We start from the raw sequence: 26410 nt of genomic DNA, 5'->3' as shown, positions 1-26410 counted from the left end.
ATGTCTGCAAAATCATCTTCTAAGGCGAGCCAACATCAGGCTCGCTCTGCAAACAATAAGCAAAATCGCCCAGTCAGCAAATCCGCTTCTTTGAAAAAACGCACCAATAAATCCGCCAAAATCAGCAACAAAAGTTCGCAAAAAGCGGCAGCCAGTAAGCGCAATATCAGCAAATCACTACATCCACGTAATAAGCATAATCATGGTTATGATTTTGAGCGCTTAATCAAAGCGGTACCTAGCTTTGTTAAGCATGTAAAAACCAATGATTTTGGTCATTTGTCGATAGACTTTGCAGATCCATTAGCGGTAAAAGCACTTAATGGCGCGATCTTATATAGCGACTATGACATTCGAGAATGGGATATCCCTCAAGGCTTCTTGTGCCCGCCTATTCCTGGGCGGGTTGATTATCTGCACTATATTGCCGATCTCATTGGTGCGCGTGCTGGTAGCAAACGCAAAGTCAAAGCGCTGGATATCGGCACTGGCGCAAATGGCGTTTATCCACTGCTGGGCATTCGCGAATACCAATGGCAGTTTGTGGCGAGCGACATTGACCCAATCTCATTGGACAATGTGGGACAAATTGCCACAGCTAACTCGCTAACGGCGACGCAACTGCAATTACGTCAGCAAGCTAATGCAGACAATGTGTTTGTTGGAGTCATTCACGCAGATGACCGTTTTGATGTCACGCTATGTAACCCACCGTTTCACAAGTCACTTGCTGATGCCATGGCAGGCACTAAGCGCAAACTGGCTAACCTGGATGCCAACAAAAAGGCCAAATTTGGTGATAAAGCGGCTGGTCAAAGTAAAGCAATTGGCAATAAAGCCGCAGCGCAAGCCAAAACCAAGAGTGAGTTAAATTTTGGTGGTCAGAAGGCGGAACTGTGGTGCGATGGTGGTGAGATTAAGTTCCTCAGTAATATGATTAACGAGAGCAAACAGTTTGCATTTCAGGTGCGTTGGTTTACCACCTTAGTGTCTAAGTCGGAAAACCTTAAACCGTGTAAGGCGCTATTGGCTAAGCATAAAGCGGTTCAAGTTAAGCAAATCGACATGCATCAGGGCAATAAAATAACTCGTATTCTTGCCTGGAGTTTTATGGATGCAGCCACGCAAAAGCAGTGGCTGCAGCTGAGCTGATCTTTGGTTTGAACGAGTGGGTTTGAGCTGGTGGTCTTGTGCCTGTGAGCTAGTCTTTAGCGAGACAATCAAACTCAATGGTTTCAGCGCCGTGGTACACCAAAAAGTGACGACCTTTGGCGCGAGCGATCAGCGTAATACCTAGCTTTTGCGCTAACTCTAGACCCATTTGGGTTACACCGCTACGTGACAGCAAAATTGGAATGCCCATCTTGGCCACTTTAATCACCATTTCAGAGGTTAGGCGGCCTGTGGTGTAGAAGATTTTATCTGCGCCTGCTTGTTGCTCTAACCACATATCTCCTGCTAGCGTGTCCACCGCATTGTGACGGCCAACATCTTCGACAAAGGCAAGGATCTGATCGTCCTGACAAATACCGCAACCATGCACAGCACCGGCATTTTTGTAAGTGTCGTTATAAGCATTGATGTTTTTTAACAGTTGATAAATCAACGACTGCTTAATGCTCGGTGTTGGCAGGCTAATATCATCGAGCCCTTGCATCAAACCGCCATACACTGTGCCTTGACCACAGCCTGAGGTTACAGTCTTTTCTGATAGCTTTTCTTCAATATCATCAGAGGTTTCTTTAGAAATTACCACCGCTGAATTTACATCCCAATCAACGATGACAGACTCCAGTAAATTCAAGTCACTAATAAAGCCCTGATTCTTCAAATAGCCCAACGTGAGCGACTCAGGTTTAGCGCCTAACGTCATTAAGGTCACGATTGGGCGCCAGTTCAAATACACAGTCAATGGTCGTTCACAGGCAACAAATTTATCGACTAGCTCGCCTTTGTCATCAATGGCTTTTACTGGCAGCGTTAGCGGCACTTGTGCCTGAGTTTTAACCAGTTTTACCTTGTTTGCAGCAGCGACTTGAGGGGTATCTGTCATAGCGCAGGAGCCTTAATAGTGAGTTGGATTAACCTAAGGTCGAATTGTTTTCAGCATAGCAATTTCTGTAATTTCAGAGCTATTGAGGCTGTCATAGCGTGATCTAGCGCAAGTCTTGCAAAATCCTCACTGGGAATCGGCCTGTTTTGTCCTACTTTTATAAAGCTCTCGGACAAATTGTCCCAACTAGACCTAGGTTTTAGCGATCTAGCTCAAACTTATTTACTCAAAATTATTGGCACTATTTTTGCTCCTATCTAACGTATTGAGTGAGTCACAGGTGAGCATCGCTTTGCTGGGGTGGTATCACAAGTTTATTTAATGGCAAGTATTCAGAGGCAACGAGTTTTATGCAACGTACTGATAATGTTTGGCCAATGTATGTATCGCTGAAGAAGGTAGAAACCCAAATGGGTCGCTGGAATTCAGTGCGCTGGGAAGTGGATCAATTTGTTCCGGGTAACCAGGCTGCGCCAGAAGGAGCGCATCTTATCCTGCTTGAGTTATATCGCGACCAACGCGGCAGCTACCGTTTAAATCTCGATATGGATAACACCATGCTCTATATCGTGTGTGATGAATTGGAAGATGGCACCTGGATCCCTGCTGCAATTTCAGCAGACCAAAATGTGGGCGCAGGTTGTTTAGAAGCTGACACGCCAGTCCTTAATATTCCAATGCCAACTGCAGTAGCTTGCTGGATTGAAGCGTTTATTACAAAACATGGCGAAGTTGAAATTAGTGCTCACCGTCGTAAGCATGTTAACCGACGCAAAAACCAAGGTCCGAGTGCGAACCTTGAAGGAAGAATGCAATGAGTGGTTTCCTGAGTCGCTGGCAACAGCGCAAGGAGCAAGTAGCTAAGGAAGCCGATGAGCAGCTCACTGAGCAGGTCAATGAGCAAACTGCTGAACAACAAGCGCTAACAGTCGAGCAAGAGACGCAAGCTGAACAAGCTGCAAACGAGACTCAACTGGAGCAAGTTGAACAAACACAAGACAAAGTTTTAACTGCTGAGGATTTACCTGATCCTGAGTCGATTGAAGTAGGCGGTAGCTTTGCCAGTTTTATGGCTGACAACGTTGACCCTGCGGCAAAACAAGCTGCGCTTAAAGCGCTGTGGAAGCAACCACAATACAACGAAATTGATGGCTTGCTTGAATATGCGCTTGATTACACCAATCAGCCTAAGTTGTCGCCTGAAGTATCAGCGGAGCTGGCTAAGAAAGTATTCCGCCATGTGATCAAGGATGAAGATAAGGAAGAGGATGCGCAGGAGCAAATCGCCGCAGATACAGATGCTGAAACTGATGAAACTTTAGCATTGGCAAGCGACGAACTAGATAACTTAGAACAAGATAACCTAGAACTAAACCAAACTGTTACGGCAGACGAGCTAAACCCTATGCACCACCAGAGTGATGATCTGGTAAAGCATGCACAAGCCAGTGATGAGGCGAATACAACTACTTAGTCCCTAAGCCAGTTGTGACTGTGTAGCGGTTAAAGCTATCCAAAACAGTACTTAAATGCTAAGCCAAGTTTACCTTGCGCTAATTGGCATCAAGTTAGGAACGCGATGAGTATGATACAAAACCAGCTAGAGCTTAAAAAAGCTCGGCAGCAAACCATGGCGAGTACGCAGATTTTGCAGAATCTGATCCCGCCAACCGTCAGTTATACCACTCAAGGCCATGTGCTTATTATTGGCCCTGAAGATCTTGCCCGCTTAGCGGCAGATAAACTTTCAATGATGGCGAGCCGCGTTATTTTGGCCAATGGTGACATCACCAGCCAAGATGACGACCACTTAGAAAAAGTGATGAACGGCGCAACTGAAGTTGAAAGCTACTACAACAAACTTATCAGTATTAAAGGCTTCCTAGGCCAATTCCAGGTAAGCGTTGAAGGTGACAATGGCACAGCGCAGTTAAGCGTGGTGGCAGTGCGTCAGGCTCACTTTGATTCCATTCTTGATTTAAGTGACCAACCTTGTATTAATTTAGAAATGCTGCCAGCAGGCTATTTCTATGTTGGTCAAGACCAAGCCAAGCTAGATGATGCTATTGCACAGATTCCTGAGCTGGTAGGTGAATTCGACAAGCCACGCTACGTTAAAGTTAACGAAGACGTATGTGCCCATAGCCGCAACGGCGTAAATGGTTGTAACCGCTGCCTGAACTTCTGCCCTGCCGATGCTATTAGCAGCATTGAACAGAAAATCGAAATCGACCCTTATCTTTGTCATGGCGCAGGCAGTTGTACCAACCTTTGTCCAACAGGCGCCATTAGCTATGACCTACCGACACCAAAAGCACTACACAGCTATCTTGAAAAGTTAATTAGCCGCTACCGCGCTGATGCTCAAGTTGCGCCCGTGATTATGTTCCATGATGAAGGTGTGGGCAGTGAAGCGATTGACGACAGCCTAAGTGGTGACGTACTACCTGTGGCGCTGGAAGAGATTACAGTAGCGAGCATTGACCACTGGTTAGCAGCGCTTGCCTTTGGCGCACGTGAAGTATTGATTTTAAATACCCCAGCTACCGCGCCAACGCTCAACCAAATGCTTGAAGGTGAGCTAGGACTTGCCAATCGCATTCTAGATGAAATGGGTCAACCTCAGCGCCTGCGTGTCATTGGTGTTGAAGATCTCGCTAGCCTAGATGCCGATTTAGTGGTGAGCAACTCATGGCCAGTTGTGGTGCCAATGACGCTGCAAGCAAGCGATGCAGCTAATGCCAAGCGTGATGTGTTGTATCAAGCAATTGACCATCTCAATAGCCAGGCAGCAGCAATCGATACTCAATTAAGTATCGCCAATGTGCCTTACGGCAAAGTGGTCGTTGACCAAGACAAGTGCACCTTGTGTATGTCATGTGTGTCAACTTGTCCAACTCAAGCACTGACCGATGGTGGCGATACTCCTGCACTGCACTTTGTAGAGCAAGACTGTGTGCAATGTGGTTTGTGTGAAACCTCATGTCCTGAAAAGGTGATTAGCCTAGTTTCGCAAGTTAACTTTAATGCCGACGAGCGCAGCGCTAAGCAAACCCTTAAAGATGAGCCACCATTTGAATGTATAAGCTGCGGCGCGCCATTTGCTACTCAGTCTATGGTGCACAAAATGCTCGATATGGTAGGTGAACACAGTGCCTTTAGTGCCAATGTGGAGCGCCTAAAAATGTGTGGCGACTGCCGCGTGAAAGATATGTTTGAAGACATCCTTCAAGATCCAGAAAAGCAATTGCGATAAGAGATCAGCTATGACCGAAGTTATGACCGAAAATGTGAGAGAAGTGAAAGAAAACGATCAGCTTAGAGCCGATATTTATCAGCTATTAGCTGCGTTGTTACGCCGTCATCCAAGCGCTGAATTATTGCAATTTTTAGCTGAGCTGGAAGTTGAAGAGGAAGAAGACAACAACATGAGCACAGCTTGGGTTGGTCTGCGTGAAGCGGCTAAAAAAGCTGATGTTGAAGCACTAGAAGATGAGTACTTTGCCATCTTTTACGGTGTAGGTAGTGGTGAAATTATGCCTTATGGCAGCTGGTTCCAAACCGGTTCATTAATGGATAAACCATTAGCACTGCTACGTAACGACCTAATGCAAATGGGTTTTGAACGCGAAGAAAACGTTAAAGAGCCAGAAGATCACGTTGCCGCACTATGTGAGGTGATGGGTACGCTCATTATGGAAGCGCCAGGCTACCGCCAGCTTGCTTTCTACCAGCGTCATATCGGTTCTTGGATCACACGTTTTTGTGAAACATTAGCGCGCTGCCCAAGCGCACAATTTTATCTTGCAGTTGCCAAACTGGCTGAGGCCTTTTTTGAGACCGAAGCCGTTGAGTTTGAGCAGTTGAGTTTAGATATTCCGGTGAATTGTCCAGGTAGTGCTGACTTAGAGCCGGTAGCTGAAAACGACGAAGTCGTAAAAGTAAATTGATGAGTAAGGTTAGCCTTTTTGAAAGCTAACCAAACCATCGCATTTTTGCCCTAACCAGGGTTAGGGCTTTTCAACAAGGAGACACTATGAAGAAGCAAGCTTCCGACATGGGCCGTCGTCAACTGCTTAAAGCATTGGCGATTGGTGGTGCGGCAGGTGCTGTAGCGAGTGTAAGTGCATCAGCTTCGGCTGCGGCACCTAAAGTTGCCGCAGAGCCAAAATCTGACAACTACCGCGAGACAGAGCATATCCGTCGTTACTATGCCTCGTTAAGCAAATAATAAAGGAGAGTGTGTGATGCGATTAACCCGCAAAACAGACACGGTCGCAAAGGCTGAAAAGCCGGGCTTAGGTCTTAACCGTCGCCAATTCTTAAAGTCAGCTAGTTTAGCGACAGGTGGAATTGCCGCAGCTTCAATGCTTGGCGCAGGTATGATGCGTAAAGCTGAAGCTAAAGATGTACCTCATGATGCACCAACAGATGTTGTACGTACTATTTGTTCTCACTGTTCAGTAGGCTGTGGTATTTACGCTGAAGTACAAAACGGTGTTTGGACTGGCCAAGAGCCAGCATTTGACCACCCATTTAACCAAGGTGGCCACTGTGCAAAAGGTGCTTCACTTCGTGAGCATGGCCATGGTGAAAAACGTCTTAAGTACCCAATGAAACTTGAAGGCGGTAAGTGGAAGAAACTTTCTTGGGATCAAGCCATTGAAGAAGTTGGTCAAAAAGCATTAGACATCCGTAAAGAGTCAGGCCCAGATTCTCTGTACTTTATGGGTAGTGCGAAATTCTCAAACGAGCAAGCTTATCTTTATCGCAAATTTGCGGCGATGTGGGGCACCAACAATGTCGACCACTCTGCACGTATTTGTCACTCTACCACGGTAGCCGGTGTTGCTAACACTTGGGGCTACGGTGCGCAAACTAACTCGTTTAACGATATCCGCCACTCTAAATGCATGCTGTTCATTGGTTCAAACCCATGTGAAGCTCACCCAGTTGCTATGCAGCACATTCTTGTGGGTAAAGAGCGCGGCGCGAAAATCATTGTAGTTGACCCTCGATTTACTCGCACAGCAGCAAAATCTGATGAGTTTGTGCATATTCGTCCAGGTACTGATATCCCATTCATCTACGGTCTGCTTTGGCATATCTTCGAGAATGGCTGGACTGATGAGTCGTTCATTTCTCAGCGCGTATACGGCATGGAACGTATCGAAGAAGAAGTGAAGAAGTATCACCCAGAAGAAGTTGAAAACATTGTCGGTGTGCCAAAAGCACAAATGTACCGCGTAGCGAAAATGTTAGCTGAAACTAAGCCAGGCACCATTGTTTGGTGTATGGGTGGTACTCAGCACCACGTGGGTAATGCTAACACTCGTGCCTACTGTATCTTGCAATTAGCGCTAGGTAACATGGGCGTTTCAGGTGGCGGCGCGAACATCTTCCGTGGTCACGATAACGTACAGGGCGCAACTGACTTCGGTCTATTGTTCGATACTCTGCCTGGTTACTACGGTCTTAAGACCGGCTCTTGGAAGCACTGGGCAAACGTTTGGGATCTTGATTATGAGTGGGTGAAAAGCCGCTTCGATCAAGGTAACTACCTTGGCCAAGACCCAATGACCTCGACAGGTATTCCGTGTTCTCGTTGGCACGATGGTGTACTAGAAGACAGCGCCAAAATCGCGCAGAAAGACAATATTCGTCTTGCCTTCTTCTGGGGGCAGTCGGTTAACACCGAAACCCGTGGTCGCGAGGTGCGTCAAGCACTGGATAAGATGGACACTGTTGTGGTTGTTGACCCATTCCCAACTATGGCGGGTGTTATGCACAACCGTAAAGACGGTGTGTATCTATTACCTGCAGCTACTCAGTTCGAAACTTACGGCTCTGTATCTGCATCAAACCGCTCACTGCAGTGGCGCGATCAGGTCATCACACCATTATTCGAGTCACTACCTGATCACGTGATCATGTACAAACTGGCTAAGAAGTGGGGCTTTGAGAAAGAGTTCTTCAAGAACATCGAAGTGAAAGGTGAAGAGCCTGTCATCGAAGACATTACTCGCGAATTTAACCGCGGTATGTGGACGGTTGGTTACACAGGTCAAAGCCCTGAGCGTCTGAAGATGCACCAGCAAAACTGGGGTACATTCGACGTAGATTCACTGGAAGCACCAGGTGGCCCAGCGAGAGGTGAAACTTACGGTTTACCTTGGCCTTGTTGGGGCACACCAGAAATGAAGCACCCAGGTACACAAATTCTGTACCGCACAGGCCGTGAAGTGAAAGACGGTGGTGGTAACTTCCGTGCGCGCTACGGTGTTGAGCATAACGGTAATAACATTCTTGCTGAAGGCAGCTACTCTAAAGGTGCTGAAATCCAAGACGGTTACCCAGAGTTTACTGCAGACATGCTGAAACAGCTTGGCTGGTGGGATGAACTTACCGCTGAAGAGAAGAAACACGCTGAAGGTAAAAACTGGAAGACAGATATTTCAGGTGGTATCCAGCGCGTGGCAATCAAGCATGGTTGTATCCCTTACGGTAACGCGAAAGCACGTGTGATTGTGTGGAACTTCCCAGATGATATCCCTGTGCACCGCGAGCCGCTATACACTCCTCGTCGTGATCTTGTGGCTAAGTACCCAACTTACGATGACCGTATGGTTGCACGTCTTCCAACCCTTTATAAGTCGATTCAAGACAAAGACTTTGCTAAGGACTTCCCATTAGCACTGACCTCTGGTCGTCTTGTTGAGTACGAGGGTGGTGGTGAAGAAACCCGTTCTAACCCATGGCTAGCAGAGTTACAGCAAGAAATGTTCATTGAGATGAACCCTGCTGATGCAGCCGATCGCGGCATTCGCGATGGTGATGACGTGTTTGTTCATAGTCCGGAAGGCAGCAAGATTAAAGTGAAAGCCATGGTAACCCCACGTGTTATCGCAGGTGAAAGCTTTATGCCGTACCACTTTGCTGGTGTATTTGAAGGTGAAAGCCTAGAGAAGAGCTATCCCGAAGGCACTGTGCCTTACGTGATTGGCGAATCTGCAAATACAGTACTGACTTATGGTTATGACGTTGTGACTCAGATGCAAGAAACTAAGTCCAGCTTGTGCCAAATCAGCAAAGCCTAACCGAACTTGATGAGGAGATAAGCCATTATGGCAGTCATGAAATTTCTATGTGACACCAAACGCTGCATCGAGTGTAACGGTTGCGTCACAGCATGTAAAAACGAAAACGACTCTGCTTTAGAGTGGGGTATTCAACGTCGCCGCGTGGTGACAATTAACGATGGTCAGCCAGGCGAAGCGTCTATTTCAGTGGCATGTATGCACTGTACTGACGCGCCTTGTATGGCAGTGTGTCCGGCAGATTGTTTCTACCGTACAGAAGACGGCATTGTACTGCACGACAAAGATACTTGTATCGGTTGTGGTTACTGTTTCTATGCTTGTCCGTTTGGTGCGCCGCAGTTCCCTAAAAAGACTGCATTTGGTAGCCGCGGCAAGATGGACAAATGTACCTTCTGTGCTGGTGGTCCGGAAGAAAATCACTCAAGTGCAGAACGTCACAAGTACGGTGCTAACCGTATTGCCGAGGGTAAGCTACCTATGTGTGCTGAGCTTTGTGCAACTAAAGCGCTACTTGCTGGTGATGCTGGTGTGGTTTCTGACATTTACCGTAACCGTATGGCGGCACGCGGTAATCCAAATGTCATTTGGGGCTACAACCCTAAAACCGGTGAAATGATCTAACCAAGAGCAATGGCTGCGGGTGCGCTCGCGGCCCAACAAGGAGTGACAATGTTAAACGCATCGTTAAACAAATCACTGTACAGCGTAATTGCTCTGTTAGTTCTAGTTATGGGACTTGGGTTAATCACGTCGACTGCTTTTGCTGCCGATGAACAATCAAGCCAGCAACAAGCAACAACACGAACGAGTGATGCCGATCTATGGCGCGCAGTGAAAGCTGGCGAGTCTGGATACAGTACAGACAAAGGCCTAGAGTCTAACGTGCTGATCAATGTGGTTGGTAACGAAGGCAAAATCGCCCGCGACACATACCTTAAGCCTGCAATTGCGCTAGCTGTGGTAGGTGTGTTCGCTGCATTCTTAGTGTTTTACCTGGTGAATGGCGCGTCAAAACTAGATAAAGGTTTCTCTGGCAAGATGGTTGCCCGCTGGAGTCAAGCTGATATTTGGTTACATTGGATAATGGCAGTAGCCTGCTTATTACTGATGGTGACGGGTATTCTGATTATGCTAGGGCGCCACTTCCTTGCACCGTATATTGGCGAAGGCTTATGGGCTGGCATCATCGCATTCAGTAAATTCTCACACGATTGGGCAGGTCCTGTGTTTATCGTGTCTTGGTTACTTTGTGTGATTAAGTGGATGCCATTGCAAACCTTTAAACTGTACGACCTAAAGTGGTTCTTAGTGGTTGGTGGCTACATTAACTTTGGCCCGTTCAAAGGCAAGCATCCAGATGCTGGTTTTGCGAACGCGGGTGAGAAAATGTGGTTCTGGACGCTGGTCTTCTTTGGTCTGTTTGTCAGTGTTTCGGGCTTAATGCTAGTACTGCCTAACCTAGATTTACCGCGTGAAGCTTCTATGCTAGCGCTGTTAGTTCATGGTGTAAGTGCGGCAATTTTGATTGCATTTACGATTGTACATATCTGGATGGCAACCGTACTGAGTGAAGGCGGTATGGAGTGTATGGTGTCTGGCTACTGTGATGAAAACTGGGCAATCCAGCATCACAACCTTTGGTATGACGAAATCAAAGATAACGGCACATTAAAGTACAAAGACTAAGCGTTACTCGTTAATTCGCACTAGTCGAAAATTGAAAAGCCCGTGATACATCTGGTCACGGGCTTTTTTATGGGTGTTTGCAAATTCTCAACATGGGTGCAAATTCACATGCATCATTTAGGTGCTGCTAATTTTTGTATACCTAAAGTGGTACAGCCCTTTGTTATCGCGAAAACTCGATAAATTTAACCTCAAATTAACATATTGTTTTTAATAAAAATCCTCTCTAAAACCCCACAAAAAATGCATGTTTATAAGTGTGATTTGGTAGACGTTTTTAAGTTAAAAAACCTTAAAAATTAACAAAAGCTGATGTCACGTCAAAAACTGCCCTTGTCTTTATCTTTATAGTGCGTTTGCACTTTAAATACGCAGCCTGATGAACCTGCGTAACTAGACGAATTGTAAACAAAAAACTAACAAGTCAGTCTGAAAAGTGCCTTTTATATATTTGTTTTCTATGAAAGGTCACTTTCATTTAGGAGTAAAGATGAGTAAGCAACAGCCCGATCTGAACCGCAGATCTTTGCTGAAAGCGATAACTGTTGGTGGCACTGCAAGTGCTGCATTAGCAGTTAGCGGAATCAGTATTGCACAGGCGCAAGCGCCAAGTGCAATCAATACAAAATCAAAAGGCTATCAAGAAACTGCTCACGTACGCAGTTACTACGATAGCTTACGCGGCTAGGATTAGGAGAATTTAGATGAAACTAACTCGTAAGTCTGCGACGGCCACAGAAGCTAAAACAGCAAGCTTAGGCATTAACCGTCGTCAATTTATGAAGCAAGTGGGTGTTACCACTGGTGGTATCGCTGCCGCTTCAATGTTAGGCACTGGCATGATGCGCCGTGCAGAAGCGAAAGATGTACCGCACGATGCGCCAATTGAAATCAAACGTACCGTTTGTTCTGCATGTGCTGTAGGTTGTGGTTTATACGCTGAAGTACAAAACGGTGTATGGACTGGTCAAGAGCCTGCATTCGATCACCCATTCAACGCTGGTGGTCACTGTGCAAAAGGTGCTGCGCTACGTGAGCACGGTCATGGTGAGAAACGTCTTAAATACCCAATGAAATTGGTAGACGGTAAGTGGAAGAAACTATCTTGGGAGCAAGCTTTCAACGAAGTTGGCGACAAGATGTTAGACATCCGCAAAGAATCAGGTCCAGACTCTTTATACTTCATGGGTAGTGCTAAGTTCTCGAACGAAGGCTGCTACATGTACCGTAAATTTGCGGCAATGTGGGGTACGAACAACGTCGACCACTCTGCACGTATTTGTCACTCTACCACTGTAGCCGGTGTTGCTAACACTTGGGGTTACGGTGCGCAAACTAACTCTTTCAACGACATTCAAAATGCCAATGCTATTTTCTTCATCGGTGCTAACCCGGCTGAAGCTCACCCAGTAGCAATGCAGCACATTCTGATCGCGAAAGAGAAGAACAACGCTAAGATTATCGTGGTAGATCCACGTTACTCTCGTACAGCAGCTCACGCAGACCTTCACTGTGGTCTACGTCCTGGTACTGACATTCCATTCATCTACGGTATGTTATGGCATATCTTCGAAAATGGTTGGGAAGACAAAACTTTCATCGAGCAACGTGTATTCGAAATGGATGCCATCCGCGAGGAAGTGAAAAAGTTCCCACCTAAAGAAGTTGCAGACATCACAGGTTGTAGCGAAGAAGAAGTATACCAAGCAGCTAAGTTAATGGCTGAAAACCGTCCAGGTACGGTTGTATGGTGTATGGGTGGTACTCAGCACCACGTTGGTAATGCTAACACTCGTGCTTACTGTATCCTTCAGCTTGCTCTAGGTAACATGGGTAAACAAGGTGGCGGTACTAACATCTTCCGTGGCCATGATAACGTACAGGGTGCAACTGACTTAGGTCTACTATTTGACACGCTACCAGGTTACTACGGTCTTAAGACCGGTTCTTGGAAGCACTGGTCAAACGTTTGGGATCTAGAATTTGACTGGGTTAAAGGTCGTTTCGACCAAAACGAATACCTAGGTCGTATCCCAATGAACACGCCTGGTATTCCATGTTCTCGTTGGCATGACGGTGTACTAGAAACACCTGAAAAACTAGCACAGAAAGACCGCGTTCGCATGGGCTTCTTCTGGGGTCAATCAGTTAACACTGAAACTCGTCAGTCAGATGTTCGTGATGCACTAGACAAGATGGATACAGTAGTTGTTGTGGACCCATTCCCAACTATGGCGGGTGTAATGCACCGTCGTCAAAATGGTGTTTACCTACTTCCTGCTTGTACTCAGTTCGAAACTGAAGGTTCAGTATCTAACTCAGGTCGTAGCCAACAATGGCGTGAAAAAGTGGTTGAGCCACTATTTGAATCTAAGACTGACTTAGAGATCATGTACCGTCTGTCGCAAAAGCTTGGCTTTGCTGACGAGTACACTAAGCGTATCGCTAAAGACAGCAAAGACATGCTAGTGATTGAAGATATTACTCGCGAAATCAACCGCGGTATGTGGACAATCGGTATGACAGGTCAAAGCCCTGAGCGTATCAAGCAACACACTCAAAACTGGGGTACTTTCAGCAACAAGACTCTTGAAGCTGCGGGTGGTCCTGCTAAAGGCGATACTTACGGTATGCCTTGGCCATGTTGGGGTACACCAGAGCAGAAGCACCCTGGTACTCAAATTCTGTACAACACAAACAAGCACGTACTTGAAGGCGGCGGTAACTTCCGTGCGCGTTACGGTATCGAGTATCAAGGTAAGAACCTACTTGCTGAAGGCAGCTTCTCTAAAGGTGCTGAAATCCAAGACGGTTACCCAGAATTCACTGCTGACATGCTGAAACAGCTAGGTTGGTGGGACGAGCTAACTGCAGAAGAGAAAGTACATGCAGAAGGCAAAAACTGGAAGACTGATATCTCAGGTGGTATCCAACGTGTTGCTATGAAGCACGGTTGTATCCCTTACGGTAACGCAAAAGCTCGTTGTATTGTTTGGACTTTCCCTGACCAAGTACCTGTACACCGCGAGCCGCTATACACGCCTCGTCGTGACCTTGTATCTAAGTACCCAACTTACGATGACATGCAAATTCATCGTCTGCCTACTCTGTACAAGACTATTCAAGACAATGACAACACGGATAAGTACCCACTAGGTCTTACTTCTGGTCGTCTAGTTGAGTACGAGGGTGGTGGTGAAGAATCACGTTCTAACCCATGGCTAGCTGAGCTTCAACAAGAAATGTTTGTTGAAATCAACCCTGCTGATGCTGCAGATCGCGGTATCCGTAACGGTGACACAGTATGGCTAGAGGGTGCAGAAGGTGGTCGCATTAAGATTAAAGCTATGGTTACACCTCGTGTTAAACCAGGCGTTACTTGGATGCCATACCACTTCGCAGGTGAAATGCACGGTGAAAGCTTAGCGCCTAACTACCCAGAAGGCACTGTACCTTATGTTCTAGGTGAATCTGCGAACACGGCTCTAACTTACGGTTATGACCCAATCACGCAGATGCAAGAAACCAAAGCATCGCTTTGTCAAATCACCAAAGCATAGTTGCAGATTAAGCTAGGAGAATTGCCAATATGGCTACAATGAAATTTTTATGTGATACCAAGCGCTGCATCGAATGTAATGGCTGTGTCACAGCATGTAAGAACGAAAACGACTCTGCACTAGAGTGGGGTATTCAACGTCGTCGCGTTGTGACGATTAACGACGGTAAGCCTGGTGAAGCATCTATCTCAGTTGCATGTATGCACTGTAGTGATGCGCCTTGTATGGCTGTATGTCCAGCAAACTGTTTCTATAAAACAGAAGATGGCATCGTACTTCACGACAAAGACACTTGTATCGGTTGTGGTTACTGCTTCTATGCATGTCCATTCGGTGCTCCACAGTTCCCACAAAAGTCAGTATTTGGCGGCCGTGGCAAGATGGACAAGTGTACTTTCTGTGCCGGTGGCCCAGAAGAGAACCACTCTGACAAAGAGCGTAAGCAATACGGTGCTAACCGTATCGCCGAAGGTAAGCTACCTATGTGTGCTGAGCTTTGTGCGACTAAAGCACTGCTTGCTGGTGATGCAGAAGTTGTTTCTAACATCTTCCGTGAGCGTGTTGCTTCTCGTGGCTCTAACAAGGCGATTTGGGGTTAATCCTCACATCCTGAGTTAGTCCGATTAATCTAGGCGCTGCTTGCAGCGCCTAGTGAGCCAGAAGGATGTAACATGAAAAATTTATTTATTATGTTAAGCGTTGCTATCACCTTGCTATTTAGCGGTGTAAGCATGGCTGACACAAATACAGCGACAGAGACTGAAGGACAAATTTGGGCCCAAGTTAAAGAGGGTGCCAAAGGCGTAACCACATCTCACGGTCAAGCTCATGAACAACTGATCAACACTTATGATTTACGCGTGTTCGAGCTACGTAGCGACTTACTTGCTCCGGCATTAACCGCTGCACTGTTCGGCATGATCATCGTCTTTGTGGTGTTTATCAAAATCAATGGTATCTCTAAGCTACACGGTGGTTTCACAGGCAAGTTAGTTTATCGTTGGTCTAAGTTCGACGTATCGATTCACTGGTTGGGTGCTATCCCTTGCTTGCTGTTAATCCTAACGGGTTTAACTTTGCTAGCGGGTCGCTTCTTCCTGCAGCCGTACGTTGGCGAAGGTTTATGGGCCGGTTTAATCAACTCTGCGAAATTAATCCACGACTACATGGCGATTCCGTTCATGCTAGGTTGGGCATTAATGACGATACTTTGGGCTAAAAACCAGCTACCAAAAATGTACGACCTTAAGTGGATGATGTACGTTGGTGGCTACATTAACTTTGGTCCATTTAAAGGTAAGCACCCTGATGCAGGTTTTGCTAACGCAGGTGAGAAATTATGGTTCTGGGCATTTGCCTTCTTCGGCCTAATTATCTCAGCATCAGGTATGTTGCTATTATTCCCTAACTTATTTGAGCCAAGCCGTACCCTAAGCTTAATTGCACTAGTATTGCACTCAGTGAGCGCAATCGTGATTACTGCTTTCTCTATCGTACATATCTTCATGGCAACGGTTATGTCTGAAGGTGGTATGGAGTGTATGGTGTCTGGTTACTGTGATGAGCAGTGGGCGAAGCAACACCACAACCTTTGGTTTGATGAAATCAAAGAAAATGGCACATTAAAATACAAAGAGTAATCGCGTATTAATTGCCAATTTAAAACACCCCAGCCCTAACTGGGGTGTTTTTTGTTTACTTAGTTATCAAATAGTGATCTTTTGACTAAGATCAACATTAAATAAAGTTAAACTTGTTAGGGGAGTGAATATTAGTGATAGCTTGTTCACAGTTTGTTGGGTGATGATTGTGTAAGCTAATACCTAAAAATACGTAGGTGAAGGGGATTAGACCTACGCTAAGTTAACTGCATAAATTTATCGGCGCGCCTTGAGGTTTTCAAGCGTGGGCCTGGAGTAACCATGTCATCTTCAATTGTTTTACCAGACAGCAAAATAATTACCCCTTATCAAGCTGATATTACCGTACCCAACTGGATGGTGAGCTCATTGGAGCGCGTCATGCAGTATTTTGTTGATAAGAACCTCAAGCTAGATACGATTTCTGCCGACCGCATGCCAAAGCCGGTTGAGGGCAAGAAATACATGCTGTATGCGCATATCCCGTTCTGCCATACCTTGTGCTCATTTTGTACTTTCCACCGCTTTTTATTTAACGAAGAAAAAGCACGCGCTTATTTTATTGCCCTGCGTAAAGAAATGCAGATGGCTAAAGACCTCGGCTACCGTTTCGAGTCTATGTACATTGGTGGTGGTACCACAACCGTATTGGAAGACGAGTTGGCGCGCACCATTGAGCACGCAAAGACTTTATTTCCAGAAATTAAAGAGGTGTCTTGTGAGTCTGATCCGCAGCATTTAGCTAATCCTGAGTTTAAACAGCTCAAGGGCTTAGTGGATCGCATGTCGATTGGGGTGCAAAGTTTCGATAACGGCATCCTCAAGATGACCGACCGTCTAGAGAAGTTTGGTACCGGTGAGGAAACCTTTGATCGCATTATGGCGGCGAAAGAGCTATTCCCAATTATCAACATCGACTTAATCTTTGGCTTCAAAGGCCAAACAACCGAAATCATTCAATCTGATCTGGATATAGCTTCTAAGTTAGACCCAAGACAGATCACCACTTATCCATTGATGATCACGCACCAAACCCGTAAAAGCGTTAAAGGAAAACTAGCTGCGCCACACGGTGAGATGATGGATCAATATAGACAAATCCTAAACAGCTTAATTGGTCAGTATAACCAGTTGTCTGGTTGGGCATTTGGCAAAGCTAATAACGAAGGCTTTGACGAGTACGTGATTGATTATGACGAGTATCTTGGCGTTGGCTCTGGCTCGTTTAGTTTCTTGAATGACACCTTGTATGTGAATACTTTTAGCCTGCGTAAATACCAGGAGCGTATCGCTCAAGGGCGCATGGCGGTTGAGCAGCAAAAGTTGTATCACAAGAAAGAGGTCATGCAATATCGCTTCTTGCTTGGTATGTTCTCGGGTCGTCTTTCACGCAAGTACTTCCGCGATCAGTTTGGGGTTAACCTTGATACTGCGTTGTTTAAAGAGATGACCTCGATGAAGGCAATCGGCGCAATCAAGAACGACCCAAGCGACCCTGACAACATCATCGTTACTGATAACGGTAAAATGATGGGCCTAGTGATGATGAAAGAGTTCTACTCTGGAATGGATAACGTTCGCGCCCAACTGCGTAAGCCGCTTGCTAAGCGAGATATGTAGCTTTCGGGTCATGCAAAACTCTGAATTTACGGCAACTGAAACAGTTGCCGTTTTTTTTGATTCGCGTAATCTCAGGGCTTAATGAGCGTATTGAAACAACAATGGATTGTGAGTTGAGCAGATTACCTTCTCACGTTAAAGGCTGATGTATGGCGAATATTCTTTTACTAGCGAACATCAATTGCGACCGTATTTTGCAATTAGACAAACCCTTGCAAACTGGCGGGCGTTTCCACTACGAAGATGGTGGACTGCGCTTAGGTGGCGGCGGTGCGAATACTGGTCTAGGACTAGTATGGGCGCAGCATGATGTATCGATAGTGGCGCAAGTTGGTAGCGATGACTTAGGGGACTGGGTACTGGCACAAGCTGGCACTTTAGGTCTAGATTGCCGTATGGTGCAACGTTATCAAGGCCATACCAGTGAAATGCTATTGGTAATGACGCCAGATGGTGAGCGCACTATTATCCGCTCGCGTCGCCCTGAATTTCACTTACCAAAACAGCCAAAATGGCATAAGTGGCAAGGTTTTTACATAAACTCTTGTGCTAAAGATCCGCATGTATGGTCGCAAGCGGCTATCGAGCAGAATCCTGAGTGTGTGGTAGTTGCCCAATTAAGTAGCAGTAATGAGCCGCTGCCTTGTCATGTGTTAGTGGCATCTCTTGCTGATATGCAGGAGCGTTGCAGCGATGATTTCTGGGTGTTTGGACAAAGCATAGCGGGTAAAGCGTTGCGGTATTTTGTGGTGACCGATGGTGAGAATGGCGCGACGGCTTATCATGCTGGTGAACCTATCAAGGTAAGTGCCATGCCCGCTGAGGTTGTGGATACCACAGGTGCGGGTGATGCATATGCTGCAGGGTTGATCGATAGCTTAATTAATGGCGCAGACATAAAGGTAGCTATGCAACAGGCTTCAGTTTGGGCAAGTTTTGCTGTGGCAACACAAAGCTCGGTACCGGGCGAAGATCTACTGGATTACCTAGAAACTCGACCGGCTATTTAATCCAACCGCAAGTTGCTACAGCTTTGGATACGGGCAAGATCTTGGGTATTTGCACCTAAACGCCTAATAAAACTGCCAACTTACTGTCATCTAGCTGTCATCTGAACACTTTATTATGCCCGTGCTTTAGATGCTGAGGCTAGCAGAGGCAGGCTCCCCATAACTGTTGTTGCAGTTATCCTATACTCGGGCTAGTTAACTAGGCTTCTCGCAACTCCCTTCTTTTAATAGCTCGGTATAGATTAATATGCCCAGCTGTTAAGTCGTAATAGTGATTTACAGCCCTGTGATTATTCACGGGGCTTTTTTTTAAGCGATTTTCCAGTATATTGAGCCTCACATTGTTCAGGGGGCATACCTATTGTTCGCAAGATTTCACCTCTGAAAACACAATAAAGGGAGCAAGCTGTGAGTAAGCAATTAGTGAGTCGATTATCTGGGCTGTATCTCGGTGATAAGCAAGATAATCATGATGGTGTAAGCACCACAATCAATCAAAAGCGTCCTGCAAAACAGCTAATTGTTACCCATGAACGTATTCAAGGTAATGGCGAAGCCGATCCTAAGCACCATGGTGGCTTTGACCGGGTGATCCACCATTTTCCTCGCGAGCATTATGGTCAGTATCGCCGTTGGGATTTAATTTCTGGAGTGCGAGACGCACCGACCATGGGCGAAAATATTTCAACCGTAGGCGTCAATGAAGCGCAGGTAAATATTGGTGATATTGTGCGATTTGGTGATGTGGTGTTGCAGGTGACGCAGCCGCGCTCGCCATGTTTTAAGTTAAACCTACAATTTAATCAGCCACAGTTTGCTCTAGCTATGCAAGAAACAGCCTTGTGTGGTTGGTTCTATAAGGTGATTGAAGCCGGCACCATTGATAAGTCTGACAGTATGGAGCTTATAGAGCGCCGCAGTGATATCAGCCTAGCTGAGGCAATGCGAATTTACTTTTTGCCTCAGTTTGATGCCAATCAATACCAAAGATTGCTCGATAGTGATGGACTCGCGCAAAGCTGGGTTAATAGCCTGCAAAATCGCTTGGATATGGGGAGTATTGAACCATGGGATATGCGTTTATATGGGCCTCAAGGTAAACCAAAATTAGATTCAGTATTGGTTAAAACCATTACTAATTATCAGCTTCCAGCTCACGACCATTAATGTGCTAACTCCACAAGCCGATAGCATTTAGCCGCTGTCAAATAAATAAAAACGCCGCAGTTAATATCTGCGGCGTTTTTTGTGCTGGCTTTATTTTTGACTTACACCTTAAAGCTAGCAACTAGGCTATCAAGGCGACCAGCCAGTTGATTTAATGACTCACTGGCAGCTGCGGCAGCTTGTGCTGTATCTGCGGTGCGCTGGGTTATGTCATTAATTTCAGTCACGTTGCGATTAATGTCTTCCACAACTGTAGATTGCTCTTCGGTTGCCGCTGCCACCTGAATATTCATGTCGCTAATGGTGGCGATTTGCTGACTAATACCGGTGAGCGACTGACTAGCCTCGTCAACCGCGCTAACACCTTGTTGCGAGCGGTTACGCGATTTTTCCATGGCATCTACGGCGCGGCTAGCTTCCGCTTGTAGCTTATCAATCATGGTTTGCACTTCGTTGGTTGAGTCGGCGGTGCGCGATGCCAGACTACGCACTTCATCAGCTACAACGGCAAAACCGCGTCCAGCTTCACCAGCACGCGCTGCTTCAATTGCAGCATTGAGTGCGAGTAAGTTAGTCTGTTCTGAAATGGCACGGATCACGTCTAAAATGCCACCGATAGACTTAGTATGGGTAGCCAGTGATTCAATCACTTCGCCCACTTGTTCAACATCGTTTGACAACTGATTGATGGTGTCGCGTGCAGTCATCACCACTTGTTGGCCTTCAGAAGATTCTTCGTCCGCCGCTCTTGCCGTATCTGCCGCCTGTGCAGCACTGTTGGCAATCTCGCTCACAGTTGCACCCATTTGATTAATGGCGGTAACGACCATCATGGTGCGGTCTTTTTGTTGGTAACTGTCGTCAAGGGTTTGATTAGCTTGCGCCGATACATCATTTGCCGACAAACTTAGCTGTTCGCTAGTTTGCGCCACCTCAATCACAGATTGCTGAATCTTACTGATAAAGCTGTTAAAGCCCTGGGCAAGTTGCGCGAGCTCATCGTTGCCCTCGACGGGCAGGCGCTGGCGTAAGTCACCTTCACCCTCGCCAATATCTCTAAATAACTCAGCAACCTTAGAAATCGGCCTGCTAACAGAGGTGGCAACGCCAATAGCGAGACCGGTGAATATCGCAGCGATAATCAAGGTACTGACTAAGATTTGATATGCTGCGGTATCGAGTAGGGCGAAAATTTCTGATTCTGGTACTTGAGCCACCAGATACCAGTCCATCGCAGGAATGTAGCTGCTGGCGACTAAGGTTGAGTCGCCATCGACGTCAGTACGTAGCAAATTAAAGTCATTGCGATTTAGCAAGCTGCCGGCTGAATCGTAGAGGCCATTAAGGTTAACTTTGCCAATTTTGCTGGTATCTGGGTGCAGCTTAATTTCACCTTTGGCATCCACTAGATAAACAAAACCCGTATCTTCAATTTTGATTGAGTCCAGCAATCGAACCATATCATCAAGGGATTTAGCTAAGCCAACCAGGCCGCGGCCATTAGGTTGCTGATAGTTGATGAACAGCTTTACCTCGCCATTGGTTTCGGTAAAAACATTGAGCATGCGCTCTTGGCCGCTGTCGCGATACCCAAAGAACCAGCCATCTTGGTCTGTAGTCAAAATACGTAGAAAACCGTCTTGCGTATAATAAGCTGCTGTTTCGCGGTCGGCATAAGACGCTTGCACTAAGTCATACTGATTTTTTACATCTCTTAGCTGCGCAATCACATTAGTTTCTTGAGCTTGTGGTCTGTCTTGCTCAAGCCAATTAAGCAGCATACGGCTAGTTGCAAGCTGCTCAGCAGCATTGAGCAAGCTATTGATGTCTAACTCTACTTTGTGGCGAATTTGCATCAATAGGCTGGGAAATTCAGAGTCTAACATCCGCTCTTCAACCACATTTTTAGCGCTACGCTGGCCTAGGTAACCAACCAATATGGTTGATAGCAATACGGCAACAGTCACCGACATCAGAATTTTTTGTTTAATGGTTAGCTTGGATAGTGCATTCATTTACAGCAGCCTCAATTATCAGGTATTGGTTTTATCGGCCTGATGACAAATTATTTAACCTTGTTTGCGGTTTTTTAATGCACTGTTTACCTCAAAATATACGGGAATAGACAATGCAATCTTGGGTAACTAGGTGCTTGGTTAATAGTAGTAGAATTATCGATAGATATGCTTGTAAAGGAAAGAAAAAGCGCACCAAAGGGTGCGCTTAATTCGTTCTATCATCGAGCAATGAGACTACATGTTCGGATAGTTAGGCCCACCGCCGCCCTCGGGCGTCACCCAGGTGATATTTTGACTTGGGTCTTTGATGTCACAAGTCTTACAGTGAATGCAGTTTTGACCATTAATTACCAGCTTTGACTCGCCTTCTTCCTCAACAATCTCATAAACACCAGCAGGGCAGTAACGTTGCGCGGGTTCATCATATTTTGCAAGGTTTACGCTTACCGGAATGCTTTGGTCACTTAGGCGCAGATGGCAAGGCTGATCTTCTTCATGGTAGGTATTGGATAAATACACTGAAGACAGCTTATCAAAGCTCAGCTTTCCGTCAGGTTTAGGGTAGTCGATTTTGGCATAATCACTTGCCAGTCCCATGCCTTGATGATCAGGCGTGATATCTCTAAACGTGACAGGGAACTTGCCACCAAACCAGTTCTGGTCGACAAAGTTAAACGCGCCGCCTAACAAGGTGCCAAACTTATGCAGTGCTGGGCCAAAGTTGCGTGAGCTGTGTAGCTCTTCGTGCAACCAGCTGTTTTCAAAACGACTTTGGAAGCAATCGAGATCTTTCCCGCCTTCAAGGCCGGCAATTAGCCCTTCACCTAGAGTTTCTGCTGCTAGAATACCGCTCTTAATTGCAGTGTGAGTGCCTTTGATCTTGGCAAAGTTCAAGGTGCCAGCGTCACAACCCACAAGTAGGCCACCCGGGAATGACATTTTAGGTAGTGAGTTAAGGCCGCCCTTGGCAATCGCGCGGGCACCATAAGTTAAGCGCTCACCGCCTTCTAGGTATTGCGCAATAACAGGATGAGTTTTGTAGCGCTGGAACTCATCGAATGGGCTCAAATGTGGGTTTTTGTAGTTAAGGTCAACAATCAGACCAACTGCAACCTGGTTATCTTCCATGTGATAGAGGAAACCACCGCCAGATGCGCCATCAACTAATGGCCAGCCGCCTGTGTGGATGACTTTACCTTGCTGATGTTGCTCAGCAGGGATTTTCCAAATTTCTTTAAAGCCAAGACCGTAATGCTGCGGTGTTTTGCCATTATCTAGGTGATATTTAGCGATAAGCTGCTTACCTAAATGACCACGACAACCTTCAGAGAACACTGTGTACTTAGCTAGCAGTTCCATGCCTGGCATATAGCCGTCTTTTTCGCTGCCATCGGCGCCAACACCCATATCGCCAGTTAAGATACCTTTAACCGCGTTGTTTTCATCAAATAGTAGTTCGCTCGCAGTAAAGCCTGGGAAGATCTCCACCCCAAGCTCTTCGGCTCTTTCTGCTAACCAGCGAGCAAGGTTACCTACACTCACGATATAGTTGCCGTCGTTGTGCATGGTTTTTGGCACCAGGCTATTTGGCATTAGGCGCGATTTTGTATCGCTATTGAATAGATAAATGTCATCATTAGTAACAGGAGTGGTGAGTGGAGCACAGTTAGTGCGCCAGTCTTTAAATAGTTCATCTAACACATCTGGTTGGAATACCGCACCTGAAAGAATGTGCGCACCCACTTCTGAGCCTTTTTCTACCACACAAACGCTGATTTCTTTGTCAGCGTCTTTTGATATTTGCATTAAACGACAGGCTGTTGCTAAACCAGCTGGGCCTGCGCCGACGATGACTACGTCGAACTCCATTGATTCGCGTTCCATTTCCTCACCTTTTGTAGTGGCTAAACCCTGTACATTGCAGAGTCATTTGTTGTTGTGACGATTTTTGTTTATTTAGCGGCATTCCGTGACGCTAACGTAAACGATCGTTTAGTTATTAACCTTACCGTAAAATTGCGCTGTGTCACAGCGGAAAAAACAATCTGCCACTGTTGATATGAGTCACAAATAGTTAACAGTAGTGTGATCAAAAGTGAAAATTTGAGCTAAAGGGGTATTGGTTGGGCAAAAAATCTGCCTATAATTAGACATGACGGTTCTCCGAGCTTTCATCCCTACGTCCACAGATATGGGATGCTAGCCGTGGTAATGATGCCACCGGGGTGGGTAAAGAAATGCACTCACCTCCCGCACTTGGAAAGGTTAACATGTCCCAACTACAAGATAATTTTGGTCGTAGATTTCATTATCTGCGCATGTCAGTCACTGACGTATGTAACTTCAAATGCACATACTGCCTTCCTGATGGCTATCGCCCTGATGGTAAACCTAAGTTTTTATCTCTCAATGAGATTGAAAACCTGGTTGCCGCCTTTTCTGAAGTAGGCACGCAAAAAATCCGCATTACTGGTGGTGAACCTTCATTGCGTAAGGATTTCACTGACATCATTCGTGTTGTTGCTGATACTCCTAATATTAAAACTGTTGCAACCACCACTAATGGTTACCGTTTAGCCAAGCACGCTAAAGAATGGTATGACGCTGGTTTGCGACGCATTAATGTCTCAGTTGATAGCCTTGACCCGAAAATGTTTTATCAGATCACTGGCGAGAATAAATTCGACGAAGTGATGCGTGGTATCGATGCGGCGTTAGAGGCTGGTTTTGAGCGTATTAAAGTTAACGCTGTATTGCTTAAAGGCCTTAACGATAAAGACTTACCTAAGTTTTTAGACTGGATTAAGCACACGCCAATTGATTTGCGCTTTATCGAGCTGATGGAAACGGGTCTGGGTCACGACTATTTCCAGGAACATCATTTATCGGGCATCGACATTAAGAAGCAGCTTGAGCAACAAGGCTGGTTGTTCGATTTGCCACGTGTTGATGACGGCCCAGCGCAAAACTTTAGCCATGGTGACTATCAAGGTCGCATTGGCCTTATCATGCCCTATGAAAAGAACTTCTGCGCTTCATGTAATCGCCTGCGGGTTTCGGCAAAAGGTAAGCTGCATTTATGCCTGTTTACTGAAAATGGCCTTGACCTGCGCGATTTATTGCAAGATGCAAGTCAACGACCTGAGCTTATTGAGCGTCTACATGGTCAGCTTGAGCAGAAAAAAGAAACTCATTTCTTACATCAAGGAGTGACTGGTGTGACGCAACATTTGGCGTCCATTGGTGGCTAACCTTTCTAATTAATATTAAACAAGGTTTATTCATGAGCGAGCGTTTTACCCATATTAATGCCGATGGCAACGCCCACATGGTCGATGTGACCGAAAAAGCAGTGACCGAGCGTGAAGCCCGCGCAGAAGCATTTATCGAAATGGCACCATCGACTTTAGAGATGATCATGAGTGGCAGTCATCACAAGGGGGATGTATTTGCCACCGCCCGTATTGCAGGTATTCAAGCCGCCAAAAAAACTTCAGATTTAATTCCACTGTGCCATCCGCTAATGCTGACTAAAGTTGAGGTTGAACTTGAGCCACAGGTTGAACATAACCGTGTGCGCATTGTTAGCCTGTGTAAACTATCTGGCAAAACTGGCGTAGAAATGGAAGCATTAACTGCTGCGTCAACCGCGGCGTTAACCATTTACGATATGTGTAAAGCCGTGCAAAAAGACATGATTATTTCGCAGGTGCGTTTACTTGAAAAACGCGGTGGAAAATCAGGACACTTCACTGCTTAAGTCTTTATTTAAAATTATTATTAGGTCAGATTCAGCTAGCTGAAACGTATGCTCAGTTAGCGCTGGTTTTATGAGAGAGTTGTTATGATCCAGGTATTATTTTTTGCTCAAGTACGTGAATTGCTAGGTACAGATAAAGTAGCTGTACCGGCTTCAGGGATCCACACCACGGAAGATTTACGAGCGGTATTAGCCGCTAAAAATGAAAAGTGGGGCAAAGTAATGACCTCAGACAAACTACTTGTTGCGGTAAACCAAACCATGAGTAACTGGGATACCGTGGTTGAACAAGGTGACGAAGTTGCATTCTTCCCACCAGTAACAGGTGGTTAATATGAGCCAGCAAGCAAAAGTCATCGTTCAAACCCAAGACTTTAACGTTGCCGAAGAATATGCGCTACTAGCCAATGATAATAGCGACGGTGCAGTGGTTAATTTTGTTGGTAAAGTGCGCGATTTTAATGACGGTAGTGACGTCACCGACTTAACCCTTGAGCATTACCCAGGGATGACAGAGTCAGTGCTGAATCAACTTGCTGAGCAGGCTTATGACCGCTGGCCGCTGAACAAGGTCACCATTATCCACCGTGTTGGCACTATGGGGCTAGGAGAGCAAATCGTATTTATTGGCGTGACCAGTGCACACCGTAAAGCGGCTTTTGCGGCTTGTGAGTTTTTAATCGACTTTTTAAAAACCAAAGCACCATTTTGGAAACTCGAAGCCGGTAGTGATGGCGATAAATGGGTCGAAGCACGCGACAGTGACGAACAAGCTGCCAAAATGTGGCAAGAATAA

23 protein-coding genes and 1 riboswitch are annotated in these 26410 nt (G+C 46.0%); of the genes, 20 read left to right on the top strand and 3 right to left on the bottom strand.

The genetic code is table 11. The annotated features are described in order from the left end of the window. The gene (rlmF, locus tag G3R49_RS18510; RefSeq protein ID WP_167870645.1) at window positions 1-1152 is read left to right on the top strand and encodes a 23S rRNA (adenine(1618)-N(6))-methyltransferase RlmF; all 1152 of its coding nucleotides are present in this window, start codon (window positions 1-3) and stop codon (window positions 1150-1152) included. A 49-nt stretch (window positions 1153-1201) separates the two neighbouring features. Here the strand turns inward: rlmF and G3R49_RS18505 are convergent, their stop codons facing one another. Beyond that, window positions 1202-2053 carry a formate dehydrogenase accessory sulfurtransferase FdhD gene (locus G3R49_RS18505; protein ID WP_167870644.1) on the bottom strand — a complete coding sequence of 284 codons (852 nt, stop codon included), beginning with the start codon at window positions 2051-2053 and terminating at the stop codon, window positions 1202-1204. Between the two features lie 350 nt (window positions 2054-2403). Here G3R49_RS18505 and G3R49_RS18500 point away from each other — a divergent pair, with 350 nt between their 5' ends. The 15 genes from G3R49_RS18500 to G3R49_RS18430 all read left to right on the top strand — a co-directional run bounded on the left by G3R49_RS18500 (window position 2404) and on the right by G3R49_RS18430 (window position 19836). Then, a complete protein-coding gene (locus tag G3R49_RS18500) occupies window positions 2404-2871 on the top strand; it encodes a DUF3305 domain-containing protein (RefSeq protein ID WP_167870643.1) in 468 nt (155 codons plus the stop codon). Continuing rightward, window positions 2868-3527 carry a DUF3306 domain-containing protein gene (locus G3R49_RS18495; RefSeq protein WP_167870642.1) on the top strand — a complete coding sequence of 220 codons (660 nt, stop codon included), beginning with the start codon at window positions 2868-2870 and terminating at the stop codon, window positions 3525-3527. The genes G3R49_RS18500 and G3R49_RS18495 overlap by 4 nt, the downstream gene beginning before the upstream one ends. 105 nt (window positions 3528-3632) lie before the next feature. Next, entirely contained in the window at window positions 3633-5309 is a 1677-nt protein-coding gene (locus tag G3R49_RS18490) for a 4Fe-4S binding protein (protein ID WP_167870641.1), read from the top strand. A 22-nt stretch (window positions 5310-5331) separates the two neighbouring features. Continuing rightward, the gene (locus tag G3R49_RS18485; RefSeq protein ID WP_130603395.1) at window positions 5332-6003 is read left to right on the top strand and encodes a molecular chaperone; all 672 of its coding nucleotides are present in this window, start codon (window positions 5332-5334) and stop codon (window positions 6001-6003) included. Window positions 6004-6089: 86 nt separating this feature from the next. Next, window positions 6090-6284, top strand: coding sequence for a twin-arginine translocation signal domain-containing protein (locus G3R49_RS18480; RefSeq protein ID WP_130599581.1), 195 nt, complete (start codon window positions 6090-6092; stop codon window positions 6282-6284). A 16-nt stretch (window positions 6285-6300) separates the two neighbouring features. Further along, on the top strand, window positions 6301-9150 hold the full coding sequence (locus G3R49_RS18475) for a formate dehydrogenase subunit alpha (RefSeq protein WP_130603393.1): 2850 nt from the start codon (window positions 6301-6303) through the stop codon (window positions 9148-9150). Between the two features lie 27 nt (window positions 9151-9177). Continuing rightward, window positions 9178-9774, top strand: coding sequence for a formate dehydrogenase FDH3 subunit beta (gene fdh3B / locus G3R49_RS18470; protein ID WP_167870640.1), 597 nt, complete (start codon window positions 9178-9180; stop codon window positions 9772-9774). A 48-nt stretch (window positions 9775-9822) separates the two neighbouring features. Then, on the top strand, window positions 9823-10839 hold the full coding sequence (locus G3R49_RS18465) for a formate dehydrogenase subunit gamma (protein ID WP_167870639.1): 1017 nt from the start codon (window positions 9823-9825) through the stop codon (window positions 10837-10839). Window positions 10840-11329: 490 nt separating this feature from the next. Next, window positions 11330-11527 (top strand): twin-arginine translocation signal domain-containing protein, encoded by a 198-nt coding sequence (locus G3R49_RS18460; protein WP_130599576.1) that lies wholly within the window; start codon window positions 11330-11332, stop codon window positions 11525-11527. A gap of 16 nt (window positions 11528-11543) precedes the next feature. Then, window positions 11544-14399 (top strand): molybdopterin-dependent oxidoreductase, encoded by a 2856-nt coding sequence (locus G3R49_RS18455; RefSeq protein ID WP_130599574.1) that lies wholly within the window; start codon window positions 11544-11546, stop codon window positions 14397-14399. A gap of 29 nt (window positions 14400-14428) precedes the next feature. Then, window positions 14429-14998: a formate dehydrogenase FDH3 subunit beta gene (gene fdh3B / locus G3R49_RS18450; RefSeq protein ID WP_130599572.1), complete on the top strand. Its 570-nt coding sequence runs from the start codon at window positions 14429-14431 to the stop codon at window positions 14996-14998. A 72-nt stretch (window positions 14999-15070) separates the two neighbouring features. Beyond that, window positions 15071-16039 (top strand): formate dehydrogenase subunit gamma, encoded by a 969-nt coding sequence (locus G3R49_RS18445; protein WP_167870638.1) that lies wholly within the window; start codon window positions 15071-15073, stop codon window positions 16037-16039. Between the two features lie 282 nt (window positions 16040-16321). Beyond that, entirely contained in the window at window positions 16322-17659 is a 1338-nt protein-coding gene (locus G3R49_RS18440; RefSeq protein ID WP_130599568.1) for a coproporphyrinogen III oxidase family protein, read from the top strand. A gap of 149 nt (window positions 17660-17808) precedes the next feature. Next, on the top strand, window positions 17809-18669 hold the full coding sequence (locus G3R49_RS18435) for a PfkB family carbohydrate kinase (RefSeq protein WP_167870637.1): 861 nt from the start codon (window positions 17809-17811) through the stop codon (window positions 18667-18669). A 408-nt stretch (window positions 18670-19077) separates the two neighbouring features. Then, complete coding sequence (locus G3R49_RS18430) at window positions 19078-19836, top strand: MOSC domain-containing protein (protein ID WP_167870636.1); 759 nt, start codon at window positions 19078-19080, stop codon at window positions 19834-19836. A gap of 101 nt (window positions 19837-19937) precedes the next feature. Here the strand turns inward: G3R49_RS18430 and G3R49_RS18425 are convergent, their stop codons facing one another. Then, the gene (locus G3R49_RS18425) at window positions 19938-21851 is read right to left on the bottom strand and encodes a methyl-accepting chemotaxis protein (RefSeq protein WP_167870635.1); all 1914 of its coding nucleotides are present in this window, start codon (window positions 21849-21851) and stop codon (window positions 19938-19940) included. A 237-nt stretch (window positions 21852-22088) separates the two neighbouring features. Beyond that, window positions 22089-23738, bottom strand: coding sequence for an electron transfer flavoprotein-ubiquinone oxidoreductase (locus tag G3R49_RS18420; protein WP_167870634.1), 1650 nt, complete (start codon window positions 23736-23738; stop codon window positions 22089-22091). 265 nt (window positions 23739-24003) lie between these two features. Next, window positions 24004-24137: riboswitch (molybdenum cofactor riboswitch) on the top strand. On the opposite strand from G3R49_RS18420, the gene moaA reads away from it, so the two are divergent. The 4 genes from moaA to moaE all read left to right on the top strand — a co-directional run bounded on the left by moaA (window position 24125) and on the right by moaE (window position 26410). Next, entirely contained in the window at window positions 24125-25105 is a 981-nt protein-coding gene (gene moaA, locus G3R49_RS18415) for a GTP 3',8-cyclase MoaA (RefSeq protein WP_130599559.1), read from the top strand. It overlaps the preceding riboswitch by 13 nt. 32 nt (window positions 25106-25137) lie before the next feature. After that, window positions 25138-25614, top strand: a complete 477-nt coding sequence (gene moaC / locus G3R49_RS18410) for a cyclic pyranopterin monophosphate synthase MoaC (RefSeq protein WP_130599557.1) — start codon at window positions 25138-25140, stop codon at window positions 25612-25614. Between the two features lie 84 nt (window positions 25615-25698). Beyond that, window positions 25699-25947: a molybdopterin synthase sulfur carrier subunit gene (moaD, locus tag G3R49_RS18405; RefSeq protein ID WP_130599555.1), complete on the top strand. Its 249-nt coding sequence runs from the start codon at window positions 25699-25701 to the stop codon at window positions 25945-25947. A gap of 1 nt (window position 25948) precedes the next feature. Then, window positions 25949-26410 (top strand): molybdopterin synthase catalytic subunit MoaE, encoded by a 462-nt coding sequence (gene moaE, locus G3R49_RS18400; protein ID WP_167870633.1) that lies wholly within the window; start codon window positions 25949-25951, stop codon window positions 26408-26410.

The sequence above is a fragment of the Shewanella sp. WXL01 genome, from assembly GCF_012263345.1.
Lineage (GTDB): Bacteria > Pseudomonadota > Gammaproteobacteria > Enterobacterales > Shewanellaceae > Shewanella > Shewanella maritima.
Note: the sequence above shows the minus strand (reverse complement) of the source record. Positions and strands in the feature narration are given on the sequence as shown.

Excerpts from the sequence above, each read along its gene's own strand:
- rlmF (WP_167870645.1), top strand. The coding sequence starts at position 1 with ATGTCTGCAAAATCATCTTCTAAGGCGAGCCAACATCAGGCTCGCTCT.
- G3R49_RS18505 (WP_167870644.1), bottom strand. The coding sequence starts at position 2,053 with ATGACAGATACCCCTCAAGTCGCTGCTGCAAACAAGGTAAAACTGGTT.
- G3R49_RS18500 (WP_167870643.1), top strand. The coding sequence starts at position 2,404 with ATGCAACGTACTGATAATGTTTGGCCAATGTATGTATCGCTGAAGAAG.
- G3R49_RS18495 (WP_167870642.1), top strand. The coding sequence starts at position 2,868 with ATGAGTGGTTTCCTGAGTCGCTGGCAACAGCGCAAGGAGCAAGTAGCT.
- G3R49_RS18490 (WP_167870641.1), top strand. The coding sequence starts at position 3,633 with ATGAGTATGATACAAAACCAGCTAGAGCTTAAAAAAGCTCGGCAGCAA.
- G3R49_RS18485 (WP_130603395.1), top strand. The coding sequence starts at position 5,332 with ATGACCGAAAATGTGAGAGAAGTGAAAGAAAACGATCAGCTTAGAGCC.
- G3R49_RS18480 (WP_130599581.1), top strand. The coding sequence starts at position 6,090 with ATGAAGAAGCAAGCTTCCGACATGGGCCGTCGTCAACTGCTTAAAGCA.
- G3R49_RS18475 (WP_130603393.1), top strand. The coding sequence starts at position 6,301 with ATGCGATTAACCCGCAAAACAGACACGGTCGCAAAGGCTGAAAAGCCG.
- fdh3B (WP_167870640.1), top strand. The coding sequence starts at position 9,178 with ATGGCAGTCATGAAATTTCTATGTGACACCAAACGCTGCATCGAGTGT.
- G3R49_RS18465 (WP_167870639.1), top strand. The coding sequence starts at position 9,823 with ATGTTAAACGCATCGTTAAACAAATCACTGTACAGCGTAATTGCTCTG.
- G3R49_RS18460 (WP_130599576.1), top strand. The coding sequence starts at position 11,330 with ATGAGTAAGCAACAGCCCGATCTGAACCGCAGATCTTTGCTGAAAGCG.
- G3R49_RS18455 (WP_130599574.1), top strand. The coding sequence starts at position 11,544 with ATGAAACTAACTCGTAAGTCTGCGACGGCCACAGAAGCTAAAACAGCA.
- fdh3B (WP_130599572.1), top strand. The coding sequence starts at position 14,429 with ATGGCTACAATGAAATTTTTATGTGATACCAAGCGCTGCATCGAATGT.
- G3R49_RS18445 (WP_167870638.1), top strand. The coding sequence starts at position 15,071 with ATGAAAAATTTATTTATTATGTTAAGCGTTGCTATCACCTTGCTATTT.
- G3R49_RS18440 (WP_130599568.1), top strand. The coding sequence starts at position 16,322 with ATGTCATCTTCAATTGTTTTACCAGACAGCAAAATAATTACCCCTTAT.
- G3R49_RS18435 (WP_167870637.1), top strand. The coding sequence starts at position 17,809 with ATGGCGAATATTCTTTTACTAGCGAACATCAATTGCGACCGTATTTTG.
- G3R49_RS18425 (WP_167870635.1), bottom strand. The coding sequence starts at position 21,851 with ATGAATGCACTATCCAAGCTAACCATTAAACAAAAAATTCTGATGTCG.
- G3R49_RS18420 (WP_167870634.1), bottom strand. The coding sequence starts at position 23,738 with ATGGAACGCGAATCAATGGAGTTCGACGTAGTCATCGTCGGCGCAGGC.
- moaA (WP_130599559.1), top strand. The coding sequence starts at position 24,125 with ATGTCCCAACTACAAGATAATTTTGGTCGTAGATTTCATTATCTGCGC.
- moaC (WP_130599557.1), top strand. The coding sequence starts at position 25,138 with ATGAGCGAGCGTTTTACCCATATTAATGCCGATGGCAACGCCCACATG.
- moaD (WP_130599555.1), top strand. The coding sequence starts at position 25,699 with ATGATCCAGGTATTATTTTTTGCTCAAGTACGTGAATTGCTAGGTACA.
- moaE (WP_167870633.1), top strand. The coding sequence starts at position 25,949 with ATGAGCCAGCAAGCAAAAGTCATCGTTCAAACCCAAGACTTTAACGTT.